Annotated in this window: 21 protein-coding genes and 1 pseudogene; 19 read left to right on the top strand and 3 right to left on the bottom strand. The window is 47.0% G+C overall.

Going from position 1 to position 18257, the window contains the following annotated elements:
- The first annotated feature begins 12 nt into the window (after positions 1 to 12).
- Together HUN05_23560 and HUN05_23555 are read left to right on the top strand one after the other, a co-directional pair.
- Positions 13 to 645 (top strand): LysE family transporter, encoded by a 633-nt coding sequence (locus HUN05_23560; GenBank protein WDP87744.1) that lies wholly within the window; start codon positions 13 to 15, stop codon positions 643 to 645.
- A 495-nt stretch (positions 646 to 1140) separates the two neighbouring features.
- On the top strand, positions 1141 to 1959 hold the full coding sequence (locus HUN05_23555) for an alpha/beta hydrolase (protein ID WDP87743.1): 819 nt from the start codon (positions 1141 to 1143) through the stop codon (positions 1957 to 1959).
- Positions 1960 to 2017: 58 nt separating this feature from the next.
- Here the strand turns inward: HUN05_23555 and HUN05_23550 are convergent, their stop codons facing one another.
- Positions 2018 to 2509, bottom strand: a complete 492-nt coding sequence (locus HUN05_23550) for a hypothetical protein (GenBank protein ID WDP87742.1) — start codon at positions 2507 to 2509, stop codon at positions 2018 to 2020.
- Between the two features lie 497 nt (positions 2510 to 3006).
- Here HUN05_23550 and HUN05_23545 point away from each other — a divergent pair, with 497 nt between their 5' ends.
- The 6 genes and pseudogenes from HUN05_23545 (at position 3007) to HUN05_23520 (ending at position 9156) form a co-directional block, all read left to right on the top strand.
- Complete coding sequence (locus HUN05_23545; GenBank protein ID WDP87741.1) at positions 3007 to 5670, top strand: autotransporter domain-containing protein; 2664 nt, start codon at positions 3007 to 3009, stop codon at positions 5668 to 5670.
- Between the two features lie 177 nt (positions 5671 to 5847).
- Complete coding sequence (locus tag HUN05_23540) at positions 5848 to 6309, top strand: GNAT family N-acetyltransferase (GenBank protein WDP87740.1); 462 nt, start codon at positions 5848 to 5850, stop codon at positions 6307 to 6309.
- 64 nt (positions 6310 to 6373) lie between these two features.
- The gene (arfB, locus tag HUN05_23535) at positions 6374 to 6787 is read left to right on the top strand and encodes an aminoacyl-tRNA hydrolase (protein ID WDP87739.1); all 414 of its coding nucleotides are present in this window, start codon (positions 6374 to 6376) and stop codon (positions 6785 to 6787) included.
- Between the two features lie 22 nt (positions 6788 to 6809).
- On the top strand, positions 6810 to 7877 hold the full coding sequence (locus HUN05_23530) for an NADH:flavin oxidoreductase (GenBank protein ID WDP87738.1): 1068 nt from the start codon (positions 6810 to 6812) through the stop codon (positions 7875 to 7877).
- Between the two features lie 193 nt (positions 7878 to 8070).
- A complete protein-coding gene (locus HUN05_23525; GenBank protein ID WDP87737.1) occupies positions 8071 to 8424 on the top strand; it encodes a hypothetical protein in 354 nt (117 codons plus the stop codon).
- A 111-nt stretch (positions 8425 to 8535) separates the two neighbouring features.
- A pseudogene (locus tag HUN05_23520) lies at positions 8536 to 9156 on the top strand (transposase).
- On the opposite strand, the gene HUN05_23515 reads toward HUN05_23520, so the two are convergent.
- Positions 9156 to 10370 carry an ISL3 family transposase gene (locus HUN05_23515; protein ID WDP87736.1) on the bottom strand — a complete coding sequence of 405 codons (1215 nt, stop codon included), beginning with the start codon at positions 10368 to 10370 and terminating at the stop codon, positions 9156 to 9158. The pseudogene HUN05_23520 and the gene HUN05_23515 overlap by 1 nt on opposite strands.
- A 141-nt stretch (positions 10371 to 10511) precedes the next feature.
- On the opposite strand from HUN05_23515, the gene HUN05_23510 reads away from it, so the two are divergent.
- The 7 genes from HUN05_23510 (at position 10512) to HUN05_23480 (ending at position 13789) form a co-directional block, all read left to right on the top strand.
- On the top strand, positions 10512 to 10712 hold the full coding sequence (locus HUN05_23510; GenBank protein WDP87735.1) for a hypothetical protein: 201 nt from the start codon (positions 10512 to 10514) through the stop codon (positions 10710 to 10712).
- Positions 10712 to 11752, top strand: coding sequence for a hypothetical protein (locus tag HUN05_23505; GenBank protein ID WDP87734.1), 1041 nt, complete (start codon positions 10712 to 10714; stop codon positions 11750 to 11752). Before HUN05_23510 ends, HUN05_23505 begins: the two co-directional genes overlap by 1 nt.
- A 7-nt stretch (positions 11753 to 11759) precedes the next feature.
- Positions 11760 to 11957 carry a hypothetical protein gene (locus HUN05_23500; protein ID WDP87733.1) on the top strand — a complete coding sequence of 66 codons (198 nt, stop codon included), beginning with the start codon at positions 11760 to 11762 and terminating at the stop codon, positions 11955 to 11957.
- On the top strand, positions 11947 to 12159 hold the full coding sequence (locus HUN05_23495; protein ID WDP87732.1) for an ATP-binding protein: 213 nt from the start codon (positions 11947 to 11949) through the stop codon (positions 12157 to 12159). The genes HUN05_23500 and HUN05_23495 overlap by 11 nt, the downstream gene beginning before the upstream one ends.
- A gap of 73 nt (positions 12160 to 12232) precedes the next feature.
- Positions 12233 to 12988: a GGDEF domain-containing protein gene (locus HUN05_23490; protein ID WDP87731.1), complete on the top strand. Its 756-nt coding sequence runs from the start codon at positions 12233 to 12235 to the stop codon at positions 12986 to 12988.
- A complete protein-coding gene (locus HUN05_23485; protein WDP87730.1) occupies positions 12885 to 13166 on the top strand; it encodes a diguanylate cyclase in 282 nt (93 codons plus the stop codon). Before HUN05_23490 ends, HUN05_23485 begins: the two co-directional genes overlap by 104 nt.
- Positions 13167 to 13414: 248 nt before the next feature.
- Entirely contained in the window at positions 13415 to 13789 is a 375-nt protein-coding gene (locus tag HUN05_23480; protein WDP87729.1) for a hypothetical protein, read from the top strand.
- A gap of 297 nt (positions 13790 to 14086) precedes the next feature.
- Here HUN05_23480 and HUN05_23475 read toward each other — a convergent pair whose 3' ends face one another.
- Positions 14087 to 15298: an IS256 family transposase gene (locus tag HUN05_23475; protein ID WDP87728.1), complete on the bottom strand. Its 1212-nt coding sequence runs from the start codon at positions 15296 to 15298 to the stop codon at positions 14087 to 14089.
- Positions 15299 to 15394: 96 nt separating this feature from the next.
- Between HUN05_23475 and HUN05_23470 the strand changes: the two genes are divergently transcribed.
- From HUN05_23470 to HUN05_23455, 4 genes are all read left to right on the top strand, one after another.
- Positions 15395 to 15859: a hypothetical protein gene (locus HUN05_23470; protein ID WDP87727.1), complete on the top strand. Its 465-nt coding sequence runs from the start codon at positions 15395 to 15397 to the stop codon at positions 15857 to 15859.
- Complete coding sequence (locus HUN05_23465; protein ID WDP87726.1) at positions 15860 to 16360, top strand: hypothetical protein; 501 nt, start codon at positions 15860 to 15862, stop codon at positions 16358 to 16360.
- A 145-nt stretch (positions 16361 to 16505) separates the two neighbouring features.
- Positions 16506 to 17006, top strand: a complete 501-nt coding sequence (locus tag HUN05_23460) for a hypothetical protein (GenBank protein WDP87725.1) — start codon at positions 16506 to 16508, stop codon at positions 17004 to 17006.
- A gap of 28 nt (positions 17007 to 17034) precedes the next feature.
- Positions 17035 to 18243, top strand: coding sequence for a hypothetical protein (locus tag HUN05_23455; protein ID WDP87724.1), 1209 nt, complete (start codon positions 17035 to 17037; stop codon positions 18241 to 18243).
- Positions 18244 to 18257 lie beyond the last annotated feature (14 nt).

Below are 18257 nucleotides of genomic sequence, written 5' to 3'. Positions count from 1 at the left end.
ATGAGGTGTGAAATGAAACCGCTGATAGACGGAATGCTGACAGGACTTTTACTTCAGCTGGCCCTGGGGCCGGTATTTTTTTATATTCTTGGAATCACAATGGACAGCAACTATATGAATAGTCTGTCTGCCATTTTCGCTGTTACTCTGGCTGATTATATTTTTATTGTGTTGTCATTGATCGGGATTGGCCCGTTTTTTCAGTCGGAAAAGGTGAAAATATGGGTTGGCATGACCGGCGCCATTGTTTTAATTTTATTTGGGATTTTGATTTTTTACAAGGGATTTATGGTTTTCAGCGGGCCGAAACCGCTCATGGAGTGGACCCTGGTCAATAGCTTTACCAGCTGTTTTGCCTTGACCATATCAAGTCCTTTAACCATTGTTTTCTGGGGCAGCATTTTTTCGGCAAAGGCCATTGAAAAAAGATATAAACAAAAGCAATTGGTGATATTCGGCCTGGGTACCGGGGCATCCACTTTTATCTTTCTCTCTTTGACCATGATGATTTTGTCTTTTTTAAAATCAGAAATACCCCATGTGGCGGTGCAGATTTTAAATTGCAGTGTGGGTCTGGCCCTGATTTTTTACGGGACCCAGCGCATGTTAAAACAGGGCAGGCCAAGGCAAAAAAAAGGCATTTGACCCAATGTGTGTCGTTCTTTTCCAAGTCCTTGATTTATGCTGAATATAAATACCGGCTTTCAGCGCCTGTACAAACCGCCCCAATTCACCGTCTAATTTTTATTTGTTTAAATATGGGAATGTTCCATGCTTTTCTGGCCTTCAGCAGGGTACCTTCTTACGGCGGCAAGCGAGCGACAAATGAGGTGTATAAGTCATACTCCGCAGTGAGGAGCAAACCAAGGCAACCCAAAAGATGGTTTAGTATGGTGGATCAGGCAAACCGGTATAGGGCTTGTCTTGAAGGGGATTAGCATATATAAGAAATGGGATGCAATTGAAGATTTAAAGGAGGATCCCATGCTCGATTTTATTTTAACCCAGGCCCCCGCTCTTTTTCCTCTCCCATGCCAGATCCCTTATCATTGGTTTAAAAAGAAAAAGGCCCTGGCGAGCCACCCGGGAAAAGGGAACATGGGACCCCTTTGCTGCGCCATACAAGAGATTTGATTTCCAATGTTTGCCCAGATCTGCGGGATTTCCATTTTTCATGAATCCTTGGGCCGGGGCCTGCCCTTGTTCTGCCTCCACGGGTCCGGGGTGGATCATCGATCCATCAAGTCGGGGATGGAGTCTGTTTTAAATGGTCTGTCCGGGATTCAACGGATTTATTTTGACCTGCCCGGCATGGGGCAATCCCAGACCCATCCTCAAATACTCAGCTCGGATGATATGCTGGAAATCGTGCTTCAATTTATTGACGAGATGATCGGGCCTGATCAGCCCTTTGTCCTGGCAGGATATTCCTATGGGGGGTATCTGGCCAGGGGAGTGGTGGCTGAAATGCCCCGGCGGGTAAAGGGCATGATGCTTTTGTGTCCTGTGATCAATTTATCACGGCATGCCCGGCATTTGCCACGGTTTAAATGCTGTGAAAGGGATCAAGAATTCGTGGACGGGCTTACAGATGAGCAGTTCAGCCTCATGGATCAATTTGTCACCATTCAGACCCCTGATGTGTGGGATAATTACCTGAGCCATATTCATCCTGCCTTGTCCCTTGCTGACCCGGGTCTGATGAAAAGGATCAGGGACTCGGGGTTTTCCAGAAACGTGGACGATCCAAGGCTGCCCGTATATGACGGACCGGTCCTGGTCCTCACGGGCCGGTATGATGTGACTGTGGGATATGAGGATGTCTGGAAAATCTATCCCAGGTTTTCCAATGGGGAATTTGTGGTATTGGACCGTGCCGGCCATCTGCTCCATATGGAGGCGCCTGAGCTATTTCAAACCCATGTCCGGAACTGGATGCAAAGGGTTGTTGCTGATTAATCCGCCTGGGAGGATGCCAGGCGGATTAACCTCGCTTTATGGTCAAAAATCTTTTATATCAGATCATGACATTGAAGGCGCCAGGTCCGAGTTTCCAAGCCCCTTCTTCTTTGACAAGGGTGTAGGTGGTTTCAAATTCGTGTTCCTGGATCAGGCCGAAAATATACCCAACGATCCTGTAAAGGGGATTGATACTGCGAAGGGCCGTGGTCTGGAGTTTGACAACAGCCTTGTCCTCTGTTATTTCCAAAACCTGGGTTTTCATGAGAATGGGATGCATTTTAAGATAACTCATCTGATATCCCCGGTTTTTTGCATTTTGCTCTTTTACTCTCAGGTAAAGCCCGACCATGTCTACATCATTTTCATTGACCCGGGCATCAACACTTAAGAAGTCTGCCATTGAAGCGTCCAGCATATAATAGGCTTTTGCAAACCCTTTGACCGCAGATTCAGGGGTGTTTCCCTGGGCCCAGGCAGCCGAAGCTGTAAGGCAGAGGCCAAGGCTCAGGACTGCCAGAAGAAAAATAGGTTTCAAGCGCTTGTTCATGAATTTTGTTCTCCTTTTAATTTTACATTCAATTAATCCTAATAATTGCCACTCTAATATCAAATACGCTGTCAATATTCAATAAGTTAAATCCGTCCGGGCAGGGCCAACCCCAGTAAATATTTCCAATGGCATCTCGTCCTGATTCAGCCCAATCCTGTTTGCCCATGATTTTTCTGACATGAATCTGGATTCATAGCGGCATTTAGTCTTTTTGTATCCGTATTTTTTGAACAAAAGTCCTGAAATCAGAACAATTATCTGATTGAATTTCCTTTTTTTTTATCCTATTTTTTTCACCGTTTCGTGCACGGAATTACCCTTTTGGCTTGTTCGTCCGTTTTTTACGGCGGCTGAATTTGATGATCCCAATACCTTTAATTGTAAGGGGGTAATTTTTGAAACCCACAATTCAGAACCAAGGCGGGCGGTCTAACGCCACAGCCCCCTTGCATTTATATCAAACTTTCCGGTTTTTTGTCCCCTTGACCCGTGGCATGGCTGTTCTCTTGCTGGGTCTACTCATACAGGCCCTTTGGGTTTCTACCGTGGATGCCAGGGATCCTGCAAAAAGGGTGTATAATTTAAACGACACAGGCCCTGGCTCCTTAAGATCTGCGATTTTCGATGCCGCCTTTGGCGGCAACATTGTTTATGATTCAGACCTTTCAGGCACCATTCTCCTTCAGTCAAATCTGCCCGATGTCAACAGGAGGTCCGAATTTGAAAATTATGAAGGGATTACCCTGTCATACACGGGGGGGACCAACATCCATCTCATCAATTTTTCCGGGCCCGGGTGGATGCCCGCAAGTTCTGCCCAATCCCTTGAAATTTCAGGCAGTGGCAATGTATCTGCCATCAAATCAGAGGCCTATTTAAATTTAGGCAGGCTTTTTTCAAATATCCATGTGGTTTCTGAAGGCGCAAGGGCCTATGGCATTCAATGTACAAGCGGGGATCTTCTCCTTGATGATTACAGCGGCTCAATGGTGGTGAATGCCCGTGACAGTTTTGCCTTTGGCATATATTCAGGCAATGATCTGTCGCTCAATAGGATTTCGGGCAGTATTCAGGCCAAAACCGGAGATTACTTTGCTTATGCCCTGCATTCAAACAACGATATGAGATTTGACTCCCTTTCCGGCCGGTTTTCAGCTGAGGCCAAAGGCCCCTTTGCCGTGGGAATCTATTCTTCAGGCCAGCTTGTGGGGAATTTAAGCCCTTTCGGGCAAATTTCAGGTGTGGTCACGGCCAGTGCCCACGGTCCGGCCGTGGCGGTTGGAGCCAAAAACGGGATGGATATAAAGGTCATTGGCACCCTTGTTGCCCAAGATACCTCCGGAAATGACCAGGCCTATGCCATTGCCTCTGGCGAGGCGGACATGATCTCCTGGCTCATGGGCAATCACCCCTATTGGGATACCCAGGGAGGGGCTGATGACAAGGTGGTCCTGGGGGACGGGGCATCAATCACAGGGCATATTGACCTTGGTGACGGTGTTAATCGCCTTACCCTGGAAGGAAGCGGCCGGCATTACGGCCATGTGAACAATGTCACATCCATGACCAAGACCGGTTCCGGTACATGGGAATCGGGCAATGTCGCTGTGAAAAATCTTTTGTCTGTCAATGCCGGGCACCTTGATTTGAGTTCAGGCACCCGCCATTTCATCGGCATTAATCCGGTCGGGACAAATCTTTCCATCAGCCCCGGCGCCTCTCTGAGTCTTGGCATCCATGAAATTGATCAGCCGAATATGGTTGTCAGCAATACACTGGTTAACCGGGGAACAATCAACATCACGCCCAAAACATATATTCCCCCCGGCAAAACCGTTACCGTGGTGACAAGTCAAGAGCTGAACAATCTCGGGGTTCTGACGACAGATGCCCTGGTTTTGGACATTGCCGCCCAGGGAAACAATATTACAGCCACCAAAAAAAACTACAGAGACATTCCCTTGAAGACCGCCAATGCCAGGCTTCTGGCCAAAACGCTTGACACCCGGACACTCAGCAGCGACAGTGATATGGCCCATGTCGTGGCCATGCTGGATTCCTCAACCTCCTTGGCCACCTTTGAGGACGGTCTGAATCAGATGGGCCCCCAGGCCCTCTCAGGCATGTCAGCCGTGACCATGGACATGTCCAGGCTTTTCTTTTCAACCGTCACCGCACGGATGGCTCGGCTCAGACAGGGGGTTCGGGTTCTGGCCCGGAAAAAAAGAATGGACCCGAACGATCCTGAAACCTGGCCCCTGATGGCGTCTGCCGGGGAGTTGGCCGGCATCCTCTTTGATCCGTCCCAGGACAGTCATCAGGGGTTGCATTTTCAGGCATTGGGGCAGAAAAGTCATATGGACAGCCAGGAGGGCCATATGGGATATGACACCACCACTGCTGCCCTTGCCATGGTCATGGACCGTGTTTTTCCCCAGGCTGTTTTAGACAATAATTTTCTCGGGGGCCTGAGCATCGGGGTGGCTGATTCCAGTGTGCTCTACAGGGATAGAGGCCAGAGCAACGCTGATATCACAACTTACAGCCTGGGGGTTTACGGCAGTTTCTTTGACAAACACTGGTATCTGGATACCATTTTGGCCGGCGCATCCAGTGCATATGAGGTGAACCGATCAATCCCCTTTCTCAGCCGATGGGCAAAGTCCAACCCAAAGGGATACACCCTGTCGGCCAAAACCAGGGGGGGGTATACCTTTGATCTGGGTAAGCTGGGCCTGACCCCCATACTCAGCCTTGAGTATAACCGTCTGCATCAGGATGCCTATACTGAAACCGGGGCATCAGGGGCAAATCTCGGGGTGGCAGCTTGGGATGATAATTCTTTGAAAACCGGTCTAGGGGTCCAGGTGGACAGATCCTGGGCCACCGGGTTCGGCAGCATCATCCAAAGCCTATCCCTGTGCTGGGAACATGAACTGCTCACCCCCTCACGCCAGGTCAGCACCACCATTGCCGGCATGCCCGGACTGGTCTATACAAGTTTTTTGAACGCACCCGACCGGGATGCCCTGGTAGTGGACGCCTCTGTCACCTCTGTCACCACTTCCAGCCTTGCCCTTTCCCTGACCTACCAGGGCCGATTTTTGGAAGACAGCGGCAGCCACAGCCTTATTGGTGACCTGAAAATTTTGTTCTAAAATCAATTTGTAGGTCAAAATTCACCCAGGATGGAAAAGGAATAAAAACAAGGCTTTTAATCTTTTTGGGGTTCATGTATTTTCATGTGTGTGACATTGATCCCGGTGCCTTTTGATCCGGGCTCTGTAACTCTGGCTCTTTTTTTAAAAAAATTGAGACAAGATTAAGGAAACACCATGGCTGATACCTGGCAGATTAAACGGTTTGACCAGTTGAGCATCAACGAGCTATACGCGCTTTTGCGTCTGAGAACCGATATTTTTGTGGTAGAACAAAAATGTCCCTACCCGGAATTAGACGGCAAAGATGACCATGAACAGACCATTCATCTCTGGCAGTATGCACAGGACCATACCATGTCCGCCTATCTGAGGATCCTGGCCCCCGGGGTCTCCTATGCCGGGGCCAGTCTCGGCCGGGTGGCCGTTCATAAAGAATTTCGAAACCATGGCCTTGCCCACTCGATTGTGGACAAGGCCATTGACGTTGCCAAAGGCATCTGGCCCGAAAAGAAAATTGAGATCAGTGCCCAGGTCTACCTGACTCACTTTTATGAATCCCATGGATTCCAGGCCGTGTCCCCTCCTTATCTTGAAGACAATATTCCCCACATTGACATGGTCTTGAACCGGACTTAGTCTTTAGGTTGCAGGTCTGAATTGTTTTAAGCAAAATTTCAAATTCATTTACAGGAGTCGTGCAGTGCTCAAAATTTCCAATCAGGTGTCCATTTCTGAGTCCAATGTCAAGATTCAAGCCATCCGTGCCCAGGGGCCCGGGGGGCAGAATGTAAACAAGGTCTCCTCTGCCGTTCATTTACGATTTGATATCCTGAGTTCAGACCTGCCCCAGGTGTACAAGGATAAATTGTTGGCCCTAAATGACCAGCGCATCACAAGGGAGGGGGTGATTGTTATCAAGGCCCAGACCTTCAGGACTCTGGAAAAAAATAAAATTGATGCCCTAGAGCGCCTGATTTCCATGATTAGGCAGGCTGTGCGCGAGCCAAGGAAAAGAAAACCCACCCGCCCCACAAGATCTTCAAAGCAAAAGCGGCTGGACGCCAAGGCCAGGCACAGCAAGCAAAAGGCGTTGCGAAAAAAAATCGATTACTAGCAAATTCAAAAAGGAGAATACCATGACCTCATCCCTTTTTACCCCTTTTACCATAAACGAGTTTACCTTTAAAAATCGTCTTGGGGTGGCCCCCATGACGCGGATGTCTGCGTCACTGAACAGCATCCCCCGCCAGGATGTTTTAGATTTTCTTGTGACCCGGGCAAAAAATAATTCAGGCCTGGTGTATACCGAGGCCATTGTCACGGATTATGAGAGTGCCCAGGGCTATCCCGGCCAGGCCAGAATATTGAATCAGGAGCAGGTGGATGCCTGGAAAAAGGTGACAGATGAGATCCGCAGCCAAGGGGCGATTTCCATCTGTCAGGTTTTTCATTGCGGCCGCATGGCCTATGAAGGGGTTAACCCGGCAAACCGAGTGGTTGCACCCAGCCCTGTTACGCCTTCCCAGGATAATCCCATGACCCAAAAGCCCTATGATATTCCCCAAGAGATGACCCGGTTTGATATGGACCATGTTATTGCCGGGTTTGTGGAAACGGCCAGGGGGGTTGTTGAGGCGGGGTTTGACGGGATTGAAATTCACTGCGCCCACGGATATCTGCTCAGCCAGTTCCTCTCAGCCTACACCAACCAGCGGACGGATGCTTATGGCGGATCCATGGAAAACAGATTCCGGTTTATCCATGAGGTGATTCAGGCGGTCCGGCCTGAGATCCCAATGGAAAAGATGCTTTTTGTCAGGGTTTCCAACTGGGGAATTGCAGATATGGATGTTTCGCTCTTCCAGGACAAGGAGGAGTGGCAGGAGATGATCTCCTTGTTTTCCAACGAGCCCGTGGATGCCATTTCCGTGTCCTGCTATGACTTCCGTGACAAGGCCTTTGGTACAGATAAGACCATGGCTCAGCTTACCCGGGAGGCCACAACGCTTCCCATTCTCATCTGCGGAAAGGTCTATGACCGGAAAAGTGCAGAGGCTGCCTTTGCCCATGCTGACCTTGTGTTGTCCGGCAAATCCATGCTCCTGAATCCTGACTGGGTTGAGGATGTCCGGGCGGACAAGCCGTTAACCCTTTATGGCTCTGATGCGGCCGGTATCGCATATACGGAAACGCCTCTGCCCTAATGGGGCCCCAATTTTGGGGTGTTTTTTCACCCGGGGCAGGCCTGCCCCGGGTGTGTCTTTATCGCCATTTTGTTGTTTCCCCCGGTTGTTTCACATCCAAATTTAGCATCTCCATAACACCAGTCCAATAATTGTTCGGCATATATGGATTTATATCCAAAGTGTATGGCCAAACAAACTAGGGGAGCTTGTAATGATTCACGCATTAAAAGAGGATAGGTTAAAAGATAAGAACCAGGTCTTTTTTAAATTTGACTTTGATCAGATCATGGCCCGGATGGGCATTGATACTAAATCCCAGGACCGTTTTATCCGTTCTCTTCCTTTTTTTGGCAATGATGCCACCGCAGGAACTGAAAATGAGCTCCAGACTATAGTTTCAGGCCGGCGCAAGGATGTGGACCTGCCCCGAATAATAGAAGAATCCAACTATTATATGAATTTGGTCAAACAGGCCAGGGCAGGCGATACCTCTGAAAAAAGGGTGATGGCCCTGGAGCGCTTTTTAAAGGAAAAAAAGGACAGAAACTCAGTAGTGTCCGGTTAGGTTGTTGCATATAAAAAGCATCTAAAATCATTGAAAAAACAGTCGGTTTTGTGTTGACAAATGTGCGTAAAAATTTTTGTGCGCCTTGAAAATTTAACTCAAGGAGCTCAAATGACGCACATCTCAGTCCCTAAAAAACAACTACGGTCCCTGAACTTTGACAATTTCAGGTGCCCTCTGATAAAGTCACTTTCAAAAGCACCGGAATTACAATCTCGAGGAGACCGCCCTTTAAAAATGACATTCGAAGACCAGATAAATGCTTTGGTTTATTTCCATCTTCAGGAGCACAAGTCTGCCCGACATTTAATTCAGGATCTCAAGGAGAATGTTTTTGCTAAAGAAAATATTGCGCCAGACGGTGGTATCAGCCGTAGTAGTTTCTGTGAAGCCATCAATCACAGGGGACTCGAACAACTGCAATTTATCTTTGAGGATCTTTATAAACAGGCTCTTGAGTGTCATCCGGGTGAACACGCCGAGTTAGGAGAGTTGGTTTCCATTGACGGTAGTCTCATAAATGCAGTCCTTTCAATGCACTGGGCGAACTACAGAAAAGGAAGTAAAAAAGCCAAAGTACATTGCGGATTTGACATTAATCACGGAATCCCAAACAAAATCTTTTTGACTGAAGGCAACGGCGCTGAACGCACTTTTGTTCCCAAAATACTTTCCAAGGGGCAAACAGGTGTTATGGATCGTGGATATCAATCCCATAAAGAATTTGAGGTTCATCCGATTAATGCGTACCTTTTATTGTGAAGGTCCAAAAGTTTCAACCTGAAAAACTCCGAATCCCTGTATCCATAAGCTTTCCGTTTCATGGTTTTTATCTTGTTATTTGTCCCTTCTAAAGGACCTGTAGATATCCTGTAATCATAGTATGAAAGGATTCTTTGCCTGTGCACAGCCAAGGTCTTGGCAAATTTCATCAACATTGGAATTTTGGAAATATTGGCCAGATTGATCCAATTGCTGACTATCTTTTCAGCTGTTTCTTTTTTCTTTTGATTCCATATTTGCCTGAGTTCCTCTTTCATGTAGTAGACTACCAATAGCGGCTGATTTATTTTCAATGCTTCTTCTAACCGTTGGGCCTCCTTCTTGTCATCACTGAGGTTTTCGGGATTTTTTAACAAAAGCCACCGGACTCCCTTCAGAAGTTTTTGTTGCCCGGTATTGGCAAGAAGGTTGTAGAGCTTTCGCCTGAAATCCGACAGTTTCTCATTGAACAATTTAACAACATGAAATCTGTCAAAGACAATTGCTGAACCAGAAAGATTTTCAATAACAGCACTCAAGTATGCCGGGGACATATCGATGCTGACGGCTTTGATTTTTGCTTTCGATATTTTCACTTTTGTCCAAAAAGATTTCAAAGCTTCACCACCTTTTCCTTCTCCCACGTGCAGAATTCTACCGGATTCCAGATCCATCACGATGGTCAAGTATTTATGCCCTTTCCCTATGGAAATTTCATCTATGGCAATCTGCCGGACTTTCTCAAGGGGGATATTTCGATAACGCCTCAGCAGGTCTTCTTTCTGGATCTGCTTTATCGTATCCCAGCTGATCCTTAAATGGATGGCAATATCTTTGATTGTCATGAACTGAGACAACTCCAAGACATACCGTTCAAAAGCCCGGGTATAGCTTTTCCCCTCCTGGGCAAAGGATAGTTTGATTTGCCGGACAAATTGACAGAACGAACACCAAATTCTCTGGATAGCCGTCCTGAGAATCACGGGTTTTGAACCTACCGGTATTGTTCTGAGATCTCTTGTCACAATCCCTTTCCTGGTGACGGACCTGGAATTACATTCCGGGCATTTTACCGCCTCTGGTTTTGGTATGAGTTCAAAAGTGATTATTCCACCGATGAAACGTGTTGTTTTATAAAAGTAGTCACGAAGGCCAAAGGCATGGTATATGAAGCTTGTGGACATTAATTCATTCTCCGATTTTGTGCGAATAACACAAAAAAATTAGAACATGATCATGTTCACACCATCATTTCAAGCATAAAAATCCTTACTGTGTTATTGCCTTCCCAGTGATGTTTCTCAGTCCAGGTACGCGATTTTCTGATGAACCTTATTTTACTGATCTCTGAAACGGCTTTTTTCGGATACCAGTCTCCTTATATCCTTTACTTTAGGAATCTGACCCGGGAGCATGTCCCCTATTCTGAAACAAAGGTGATGATTTTTCACGGGATACTGGTTCTGGTAAAAATCGGGGCCATTCTTTTGTCCATACCGTTCTGGCGTCAGACAGGAGTGCTGTGATGAAAAAAAAAGTATCTTCCCTTTTGTGTGTTGTCTTTTTGGCCGGTATCCTGGCAACCGCTGTGGTGTATAATTTATCAAAACCCCGGGTGCTGGTTCTCCAGAGTTATGAACCCGGTTATGCCTGGACCCGGGATGTGGATGCGGGGCTGAAAAGGATCATAGACAAATGGAACGGATATTCTGTGACTTGGCACTATATGTCCACCAAAAAGCATGTGGGCAAAGAATGGCTGGAGCGGACCGGCATCATCGCAAGAAAAGCCGTTCGCAGGATCCGGCCCCGGGTGCTGATTGCAGTGGATGATTTTGCCCAATCCCTGGCCGGCAAATATTTTGTAAATGATCCGGAGATGGATATTGTTTTTGCCGGAGTCAACGGATCCATCGAGCCTTACGGATATGAGGGGGCTGAAAATGTAACCGGGATTTTTGAACGCAAGCAGCTCAATGCGGTAAAAGAGACCATTCTTGCCTTTGAAAGCAAAAAGACTCATCCCAAGGCCGACCCTTCTTTGCTTTATATCCTGGATACCTCTTCTTCCCTTCAAAAAGGGCGGTCGGTTATTGACCAATATGATTGGGACCCGATCCATTATAAAGGATCGGTGATGGCGGATCATTTTGAAGACTGGAAAGAGATTGTTAAGGGGAACGGCTCCCGGGTGGATTATTTTATTGTGGTCAATTACCGAAGGCTTCCCGTTTCAGAGGATAATCCCAACTATGCAGATCCCAAAGCCGTGATGGCCTGGACTGAAAAAAATGCTCTGCCCCCGGTCATCGGGATCAATGCATTTAACGTGGAAGATGGTGCCATGATTTCCATTGGGGTTTCACCTTTTGAGCAGGGAGAGGTTGCCGCCAAAATGGCCCAGACAATCCTGGAACAGGATATACGTGCCGGGACCATACCCATCCAGAGCAACAGCCAGTACATTGTTGCCATACGCAAAGCCTTTTTAAAGGCCAGAAACATGGAATTGCCCGCCATATATGAAGCCTTTGGACGGGCAACCGCAAATTTTTACGAAGAATGAAAATCAAATGAAACAAAAAACTTTTTTGCCCGAGCTTGAGGCGATTCGAAAAATTCAGACCTATGTTTCAAGCGCCCTGCCCATGGCGTTTCAAACCCCGGAAAAGTCGGGCCAAATTGAATTGATTTTAGAAGAGGTGGTTATCAATATAGTTAATTACGCCTTTTCAGACCTGGAAAACGGATTTATTACGCGTGGGCGTTGAAGATAAAAAAAATGGTTTTGAAATTGAAATCCGTGACAATGGAAAAAAATTTAACCCCCTTGAGATGGCTGACCCGGATGTGGATGCACCTTTGGATGAACGGGACCCCGGCGGTCTGGGCATCTTTTTTGTCAAACAGCTTTCCGCAGATGTGATCTATTTAAGAGAGGATAACAACAATGTGCTGCGTTTGGTTTTATAACCTTTAAATACGAGGGACTAAAGTGAGCCTAAATCAAGATTCAGATAAGCTGACACTATTATCCGGACTGGCCATGCTGCTCCAGAGTTGTGAAGGGGAAGGTGAAATTATTGAGGTGATTTACTGGTACCTGCCCCGGCTCTTTCCCCGTACCCAAGGACGGGTGTTTCTCAACGATGAACGCTCCGGCCAGCTTGTTTCCGTATTTGCCTGGCCCGAAAAAGAGGATGCTGGAAATGATTTTCCTGTAAAAGATTGTTCCGCGCTCTTGGAGGGAACGGCTGTGGATGTGTTTGAGTCTCAAAAAAAGGCTTGTATTGATTGCGGCTGCGGAGGCTTGTGTACCCCTTTTCGCCAGGCCAAAGACGCCTTCGGCCTGTTTTGCCTGCACGGAACTCAACAAGACGCCTTGTCGTCAAGGTGCAAGGGGCTTGCCTTTATCACAACCGAATATCTTTCCATGGCCATATCCAATATTCGGCTCAAAAGAAAACTGCGTGAGTTGACCATCATGGATCCTTTGACCAGCCTGTACAACCGGCGGTATATGGGGGATGTGCTGGCCCGTGAAATTAAAAAGGCAAAACGGTCCAAAGCCAGTCTGGGCATGATTATGGTGGATCTTGATTATTTTAAACGGATCAATGACCGGTTTGGCCATGACGCCGGGGATGAAGTCCTGAAAAGGGTTGCGGCCCTGCTCAAGGCCGAGGTCAGGTCTGAGGATGTTGTCTGCAGGTTTTTGGGGGGGGGAATTTTTTATTCTGCTGGGCACTGGGGAATACACAAATTATCTTGCGCGGGCAGAGCAGTTGAGAGAGAAAATTAAAGGCCTTGAGCTTGTATGGAAAGGCTATAATCTCGGTCCTTTGACCGCCTCTTTAGGGGTGGTGGCGTTTCCAGTTCACGCAGATTCACTTGAAGGGGTGATGAAAGTGGCGGATCAGGCCCTTTACCTTTCCAAGGCAAAGGGACGGGACCGGGTCAGCGGCGGGGCAGATCTTTAAAACGAATGAACCGCCTTTGTTTAAAAAAGAGAGGCAGAGGCAATAATTTGACGGCCGCAGTTTGCGGACGCCCATATTTTATGAGATAGTAACAGCGGTTGTAGATTTTTTGAACAGGGCAGAAACAGGACCTTTCGTTGTCTGACAGGATACAGGTGACCGGACAGATTAATGGATTACGGTCATAGGAATATGTCAAGGTCTGCACCGAGTTTTACACAAATTCATAGGGAAATAATGCCATGGCAATGACCGTAAGGGTGATGGAGATCATCAACAAGGCCAGAGTTGAAGTTGAAAAAATAAAAAAAGAACAACTGGGGCTTGATAAAAGGCTGGAACAATTTTCCAAACGGGCTGAGGCAATACAAGATCAGCATAAACGCAACCTTGATCAATTGGGTCTCTCTCCTGCTGACCTTGAAAAACAGATTCAAAAAGGAGATTTGAACAAAGAGGGTGTTGAAATGTTCATAACCCAGGTGAGCAAGAAGGGGACAAACCCTCTGCCCAAGACCTTAAAATTCCTTGAACCTTTTTTGCCAAAGCAGCAAAACCAGGCCCCTGAAAAACAAGAGCAGCCTTCATTGGCCAAAAAGAAACGTTTACGAATAGACCTATAGGAAATTATCTCATGACTGACCCTATTGGAGTGACAGGCGTATTGGTTACGGCCCATAAAGAGGGCAAGCTTGGAAATGTCGGGGAAGAAAGTTGGACCGCAAAAAAAGTGGGTAACCTGACAAATTGGGAATGTTCAGAATTCTGTGTCACGGTTTCGGTTCTCGGATCTGCCTCAGCGCCAGCGGAAGTAAAAGTCAGGTCCGAGAATGGGCCTTCAATCAGCCACGTCGGAGGAGTTGACTTTTGCTGGAGTGGAGTTCCTGGAACCATCTTTTCCATCTGTAAATAAATCCCTATCAAATTCCCAGCTCTTTATCCAGCCGGCCTTCAAAGAAAATTGCCAACTGGGAAATTGTCAGTGACCAATTTTGAATCGGCATTGTCCATTTTTTACTGGCGTTCTGGATCCCCATGTAAAGCAGCTTTAACAGGCTGTCCTGGTTCGGGAATGATCCCTTTGTTTTGGTCAGTTTTCGAAACTGTCGATGCACAGCCTCAATGGTATTTGTGGTGTATATTATCCGTCGAATCTCTTCTGGATATTTAAAGAAATGACTGAGGCGTTCCCAGTTGTTCCGCCAGGATTTTATCACAATCGGGTATTTGTCATTCCATTTATTTTCCAAGATATCCAGTTCTTCTTCGGCCAGATCCTTATTGACCGCTTTATAAACACGTTTTAGATCTGCCATAAATTCCTTTTTATTTTTGGAACCAACGTATTTCAATGAATTTCGGATCTGGTGGACTACGCAGAGTTGAACTTCTGTGTCCGGGAATATGGTCTCAATGGCCTCGGGAAAACCTTTTAGACCATCAACACAGGCAATCAGGATATCTTTTACCCCTCGGTTTGAAAGGTCTGTTAACACCTGCAGCCAGAAGTTCGCACCCTCATTCTCGGATATGTACAGCCCAAGAACCTCTTTGCGGCCCTCGATATTCACCCCAAGAATTGTGTAAACGGCTTTGCTGCCGACCTTTCCGTTTTCTCGTACTTTATAATGTATGGCATCAAGCCATACGATTGGGTACACATTTTCCAACGGCCTGGCCTGCCATTCTTTGACGGTATGGATGATTTTATCGGTAATGGTGCTCAGAGTGGCATTTGAAATCTCAAGTCCATAGATTTCCTGTAAATGGGAAGCCATATCATTATAACTCATGCCCAGGCCGTAAAGGGCTATTATCTTTCTTTCAATTTCATCGCTGAGCGTTGTCTGATGTTTTTTGACGATCTGTGGAGAGAAGGTTCCGGCCCTGTCACGCGGGGTTTCCAGCTCAAATTTACTATCCAGGGATTTAATGGTCTTTTTGCTTTTTCCATTACGGCGGTTGGCAGAAACTTCCTGCCCGAGATGGGACTCCAACTCTCCTTCAAGAGCAGCTTCAGCAAGATTTTTGATTAATGATGTAAGGACGCCGCCCTTACCTGTGAAGGGTTTACCTTCCTGGATGCCTTTAAGGGCTTTTTGAAAATCAAATTCGGTGTTTTCTTCGGTCATGTCAGTTCTCCTTATTTAGCTGAGTATATCAGCTTTCATTTAACTGACACAGAATTTTGAACGCCCTCGACAAATTCGCCTTTGGAAGCCTTTGCCGTGGTGGCATCCTTTTTTGCCGGCCAGCAGTCCCAGACAATGGCAGATACCCTTGTTAGGTATAAGGATAAACACAAAGAATATAAAGATACCCTCGAGCTTTCCGAAGCTGCCCATGTTTTAAAATCAGAGGCTGCCGCAGCAGACGGTAAGGGTGACAGCCCGCCAACAGCAGATAAAGCGTTCAGGGACGGGATGGATAAGGTTTTAACGGGTACGGGCAAAAGGTTCAGCGATATTGTAGAAAAAAAGGACAAAAAGTACGAGGTCGGGGAGGACCAGGCCCAAACCTGTATCGATGCCATCAGCCAGAAAAAAGACATACTTTCAACCGAACTTCAGGCCATATCCACAGACATGGATATGGCGGTCAAGGATTCCGGGGAAGCCGAGTTCATGGCTGCCAATGCCGTGAGTAATTTGACAGATCTGTTAGGAACCCTGGGAAAACAAGCAGGAGGATAAATGAATACATCAATGCCGGAATTTACAGAAAAAGAGATGCTCAAAGAGTTTAAAAATGCGGCCCAGTATGTGGACGACATTTTATACGGGCGAAAAACCATTGCCCAGGTCACAAAGATTTCCAAAGAAGAAATCGAGGACACATTTGTAAAGGCTCAAAATGCCCTGAGCCTTGAGGATTATAAAAAGGCCGCCCTACTGTTCCAGGCGATTCTTGTGGTCAACAATAAGGACATGAGGGCCCTTTTGGGCCTGGCAGGTGCCCTTGAAGGGAAAAAAGATTTTGCCCTGGCCGCCACCGCCTATGTGGCAGTGATGATGGCCAATTTCCAGGACCCTGTTGCTCCTTTTCGGGCGGGCCATTGTCTGATGAATATGGGAAAAAAGCAGGAGGCTGTAAAAATGTTTCAGCTGGCCCAAGATTGTGATGAAAAGAGATGTTCGAGTGAAAAGAGAAAGTATATTCAAAAGGCAAAAAATATTTTAAAAGCCTTGTCCTGAAACTCTCTGACCTGTTTTACCAGGTCTTTTGGACCGGAGTGTTTTGGTCGCCTGCCACGGGCTGCCCGGTTTTTTTGGGGTGTCCGCAACAAAAAATGAAACAGCAGGTATGATTTTTTCACATACAAAATAAGGATAGATACAATTGAAAGACCAAGGTACCAGCAAAGAAGAACTTTTAGAAGAGTGGGATTTTGTAAAACAGGATGCACGGGCATATTTGGATGCCGCGCCCTTGCTGCCTGAGCTTTTTAATATGGATAAAAATACCCTTGGCCCTGTTTACAAAAAAGCCTTTGATGCCTTTTCCCTTGAAAATTATCAAGAGGCAGAGGACCTTTTTACCTCCCTTTTTATTTTTGATATCAAAGATGAGTGTTTTCAGACAGGGCTTGGGGCAACGTTTGAAGCCCAGGAAAAATTTATCCAGGCCATTTCCATCTATAAACTTGCCGCAGCAAAAAAGGCCTCGCCCCAGCTTTATTACAGGATGGGCAAGTGTTTTTTCGGTATGGGGGATAAGGGCCGGGCCATTTTTATGTTTGAAATGGCGGTTGAATTCAATTTAAGAACAAAAGAAATGGATATCCACCAGATGGCCTATGTTGAAAGATCAAAAAAGATGCTTGAGCTGTTGAATTCCTGAACGCATATCATTAAAGGAGAAAAGAACCATGGCTGAAGGTGTCGGCGGAGCCGGAAGTACAGGTAGTGTAGAACAATATATGCAGTTTCAATCTGAATATTCAGATGTTGTTAACGAGTTAAAACATATGTTTCCGGATCAGACTGAACTGGACATAGAGCAGGCCATTACGGCATTTTTGGCGGAAAATCCGGAAAAAAAAATGGATTTAATTGATCCGCGCAAATTTGTCAGCCATATTGCCCAGGTGTTCAGCGCTGAAATAACGGCTGAAGAAACCAATAAGATCATCACTGAATGGGAAGAATTTTCCGACACGGTCAAGCTTTCACCTGCCGATCTTGCCAAAGTGATCACAGAATACGGGCCTAACGGGCCTGAAGGCGACAGCCGCGAATTTCTCATGCTCTTGTGGCATACCCTTCAAGGAGAGCTGGAAGATGCCGTGGCAGAAGAAACCAGTAAAAATACAAAGATAAACAAGGACCTTCAAACAGACGAGTATGAGAACTGGGTGGATGAGCGGGTCAAGGTGCTCAATAAATCCGGGTTTGCAAAAATGTTTGACACCATTAAAAACTGGGCCGGCACCATTGCCGCCTGTGTTGGTGCGGCTGTAGCCTGGACCGTTGCTGCGGTCGCCATTGCATCCGGCGTGGGCACGGCGGCCGGCATTGCCCTTTGTGTGGCCGCAACCGCCCTGACGGTCATGGCTGCCAACATGGTGGTCTCATCCATTGCCAAGCAATGCGGGGAGGAACTTGATCTTTTTGCCGAGGTGGGAAAAGGCGTTGCCAAGCTGATCAATGCCTACGGCGGTGATGTGGATGAAGAAAAAGTGGGCATGTATACAAGTATTGGAATCAACCTTGCCCTGGCCGCGACCGCTGCCATCTGTTCATTTGGCACGACTTCGGCTCTGTCCGGGCTCACAGGCACGGCTGGCGCGCTCACAAGCGGCATGAACATGGTGACTTCGGGATGCTCGATTGCCAACGGGATCATCAGCGGTGCCAGTGCCGGCATTAACCTTGACCTGGCCCTGGCCCAGGCCGCCCTGCTTGAACTTCAGGCCCTGATCGATAAGATGGGGGATGCCCAGGAAATGGTCGAAGAACTGGCCGCCAGGGTGTTGAGCATCATATTTGATGCCATGAGGGGAAATGTTGCCGATTCCATGGACCTCACCCTTGAGTCTTTAGAGTTAAATGCCTCTTTAAATTTGAATAAAGCATAAATCAGGAGATATAG

The organism is Desulfobacter sp. (assembly GCA_028768545.1).
Taxonomy (GTDB): Bacteria; Desulfobacterota; Desulfobacteria; order Desulfobacterales; family Desulfobacteraceae; genus Desulfobacter.
This window is presented reverse-complemented; position numbering and strand designations above follow the sequence as displayed.

Bases quoted from the DNA above. Each gene is read 5' to 3' on its own strand.
- HUN05_23560 (WDP87744.1), top strand. From the start codon at position 13: ATGAAACCGCTGATAGACGGAATGCTGACAGGACTTTTACTTCAGCTG.
- HUN05_23555 (WDP87743.1), top strand. From the start codon at position 1,141: ATGTTTGCCCAGATCTGCGGGATTTCCATTTTTCATGAATCCTTGGGC.
- HUN05_23550 (WDP87742.1), bottom strand. From the start codon at position 2,509: ATGAACAAGCGCTTGAAACCTATTTTTCTTCTGGCAGTCCTGAGCCTT.
- HUN05_23545 (WDP87741.1), top strand. From the start codon at position 3,007: ATGGCTGTTCTCTTGCTGGGTCTACTCATACAGGCCCTTTGGGTTTCT.
- HUN05_23540 (WDP87740.1), top strand. From the start codon at position 5,848: ATGGCTGATACCTGGCAGATTAAACGGTTTGACCAGTTGAGCATCAAC.
- HUN05_23530 (WDP87738.1), top strand. From the start codon at position 6,810: ATGACCTCATCCCTTTTTACCCCTTTTACCATAAACGAGTTTACCTTT.
- HUN05_23525 (WDP87737.1), top strand. From the start codon at position 8,071: ATGATTCACGCATTAAAAGAGGATAGGTTAAAAGATAAGAACCAGGTC.
- HUN05_23515 (WDP87736.1), bottom strand. From the start codon at position 10,370: ATGTCCACAAGCTTCATATACCATGCCTTTGGCCTTCGTGACTACTTT.
- HUN05_23510 (WDP87735.1), top strand. From the start codon at position 10,512: ATGAACCTTATTTTACTGATCTCTGAAACGGCTTTTTTCGGATACCAG.
- HUN05_23505 (WDP87734.1), top strand. From the start codon at position 10,712: ATGAAAAAAAAAGTATCTTCCCTTTTGTGTGTTGTCTTTTTGGCCGGT.
- HUN05_23500 (WDP87733.1), top strand. From the start codon at position 11,760: ATGAAACAAAAAACTTTTTTGCCCGAGCTTGAGGCGATTCGAAAAATT.
- HUN05_23490 (WDP87731.1), top strand. From the start codon at position 12,233: ATGCTGCTCCAGAGTTGTGAAGGGGAAGGTGAAATTATTGAGGTGATT.
- HUN05_23485 (WDP87730.1), top strand. From the start codon at position 12,885: ATGTTGTCTGCAGGTTTTTGGGGGGGGGAATTTTTTATTCTGCTGGGC.
- HUN05_23480 (WDP87729.1), top strand. From the start codon at position 13,415: ATGACCGTAAGGGTGATGGAGATCATCAACAAGGCCAGAGTTGAAGTT.
- HUN05_23475 (WDP87728.1), bottom strand. From the start codon at position 15,298: ATGACCGAAGAAAACACCGAATTTGATTTTCAAAAAGCCCTTAAAGGC.
- HUN05_23465 (WDP87726.1), top strand. From the start codon at position 15,860: ATGAATACATCAATGCCGGAATTTACAGAAAAAGAGATGCTCAAAGAG.
- HUN05_23455 (WDP87724.1), top strand. From the start codon at position 17,035: ATGGCTGAAGGTGTCGGCGGAGCCGGAAGTACAGGTAGTGTAGAACAA.